Origin of the sequence: Herbaspirillum sp. B65 (genome assembly GCF_000333555.1) — a bacterium.
Classification (GTDB): Bacteria; Pseudomonadota; Gammaproteobacteria; order Burkholderiales; family Burkholderiaceae_D; genus Herbaspirillum; species Herbaspirillum rubrisubalbicans.
Genome location: NZ_BADI01000097.1, coordinates 1 through 2,192, shown reverse-complemented (window position 1 = coordinate 2,192; position 2,192 = coordinate 1). Strand labels below are relative to the sequence as shown.

At 57.6% G+C, this 2,192-nt stretch carries 3 protein-coding genes; all 3 read left to right on the top strand.

Going from position 1 to position 2,192, the window contains the following annotated elements; genetic code table 11:
* Window positions 1-1,233, top strand: a 1,233-nt coding sequence (locus I5W_RS02800) for a phage tail sheath family protein (RefSeq protein ID WP_044528093.1), incomplete at its 5' end; no start/stop codon positions are given.
* Window positions 1,234-1,349: 116 nt separating this feature from the next.
* On the top strand, window positions 1,350-1,775 hold the full coding sequence (locus I5W_RS02795; RefSeq protein WP_199901693.1) for a phage tail protein: 426 nt from the start codon (window positions 1,350-1,352) through the stop codon (window positions 1,773-1,775).
* A gap of 56 nt (window positions 1,776-1,831) precedes the next feature.
* A partial coding sequence (locus tag I5W_RS02790; RefSeq protein ID WP_044528092.1) for a phage tail protein occupies window positions 1,832-2,192 on the top strand: 361 nt, incomplete at its 3' end.

The following is a 2,192-nucleotide window of genomic DNA, read 5'->3' as shown; positions in this document are numbered from 1 at the left end:
TGTACACAGCATCAGCTGTTCTATCAGAACGGTGGCGGCGATGCCTACATCGTGGCAGTCGGCCCTTATGGGCCGCCCAGCAAGACCTCGCTGACCGATCCCAGCGTGCGCGCGGTCAACCCGAATGTGCAGCTCAATGACCTGACCGCCGGGCTGGCTTTGCTGAAAAACGAAGTCGAGCCGACCATGTACATCTTTCCGGAGGCAACCCTGCTGGCGCCGGCCGACAACGCGACACTGATGCAGGCCGCTCTGGAGCAGGCAGAAGAAATGCAGACCGTCGTCTGTATCTTCGACGTGATCGGCGGCATGGACCCGGACCCTGTGATGTACACCAATGACATCCAGAACTTCCGCAACAGCACCGGCAATAATGGATTGAAGTATGGCGTGACGTACTATCCGTTCATTGGCACCACCATCATGCAGAATGCCGACATTGATTTCACCAATCTGTTTGGCGGTGACATCAAGCAGCTCGGCAACATCATCAATCCGCCCTCGGCACCGAATGCCACCGTGGCGCAGATTCTGAGCGCAATCCAGACGCCGCCGGCCAATCCGATGAGCAACAGCCAGTTGCAGGCGGCACTGCTCATTGCCAGCCCGACCTACCAGCAAATCATCAATCATGTGCTGGAGTACGCCAACATCCTGCCGCCCAGCGGGGCGATGGCAGGCGTCTACACGGTCAACGATAATCTGAGCGATGTCTGGAACGCCCCGGCCAACACCAGCATCGTGGGCGCAGTCAGCCTGCCGATCCGCCTGTCGGATGCGCAACAGGCCAATCTGAATGTGGATGCGGTCTCGGGCAAGTCCATCAATGCCATTCGCTTCTTCAACGGCCAGGGTATCCTGATCTGGGGCGCGCGCACGCTCGACGGCAACAGCCAGGACTGGCGCTATGTGTCGGTACGCCGCACGATGACCTACCTGGAACAGTCGGTCAAACTGGCGGCGCGCAATTATGTGTTCGAGGCCAATGACATCAATACCTGGTCCGCCGTCACCAGCATGATCAGCAGCTTCCTGACCGATGTCTGGAAGCAGGGCGGCCTGCAGGGGGCAAGCCCATCGGATGCCTTCAGCGTCAGTTGCGGCCTCGGTTCGACCATGACGGCCGACGACATCCTGAACGGCTATATGCGGGTCACGGTCAAGGTGGCCGTGGTGCATCCGGCCGAATTCATCGAGATCACCTTCCAGCAGCAGCAAGCCGTATCGGGATGATGTGGCAGGCCTGCGCCGCCAGTGAAAACATCTAAGACAAACGTGACGCATTCATTTATTCGCAAGGACTGATTATGCCGACAGATACTGGTAAGACCGAAGGTTCAACTTGGCCAATGCCGAAATTCAGGTTCGAGGTGGACCTCGGATCGCAACTCAAGGGCGTGGCGTTTCAGGAAGTCTCGGGGATGGACAAGGAAGTTCAAATCATCGAATACCGCCATAGCAACAGCGCCTTGTTCTCGACCATCAAGATGCCCGGCATTGCCAAGTACGGCAACGTCACCATGAAGCGGGGCGTGTTCGTCAACGACAACAATTTCTGGAAGTGGATGGACGAGATCAAGATGAACACCATCACTCGTCGCACCGTTCTCATCAAGCTGCTCGACGAGTCGGGCAAGGTCACCATGCAATGGCAGTTGAATCAGGCGTGGCCGACCAAGATCACCGGCACCGACCTGAAATCGGATGGCAATGAGGTGGCCGTCGATACGCTGGAAATCGCCCACGAGCAGTTGATCGTGACTAACGGCAAGTAAGTCGGAGCCAGGCGGCAGTCTTTTAAGAGGCAGTTTCTCTACAGGCGGTTTTCACCATGAGCATCGACTATCCTCTGAGCGGGTTCTATTTCAGCGTCAGGGTCGACGGCGACAGTTGCGCCGTCGACGCAGCGTTTCAGACAGCGTCTGGACTGAGCAAGGAAATCGCCATCGAGGAAGTCGTCAGCGGTGGTGAAAACCGCTTCAAGTATCGGCTGCCCGGCACCGCCAGTTACCCCAACCTGGTGCTCAAGCGCGGCATCGTCGATGCCCAGTCCGATCTNGATCGCTGGGTGCAGACCACGCTGGATTCCGGGCTGGGAAAACCCATACAGGCCAAGAACATCTCGCTTAACCTGCTCGACCTCAAAGGCCGGGGCATCATGAGCTGGAGTTTTGTGAAAGCGTATCCGGTCA

Excerpts from the sequence above, each read along its gene's own strand:
- I5W_RS02795 (WP_199901693.1), top strand. The coding sequence starts at position 1,350 with ATGCCGAAATTCAGGTTCGAGGTGGACCTCGGATCGCAACTCAAGGGC.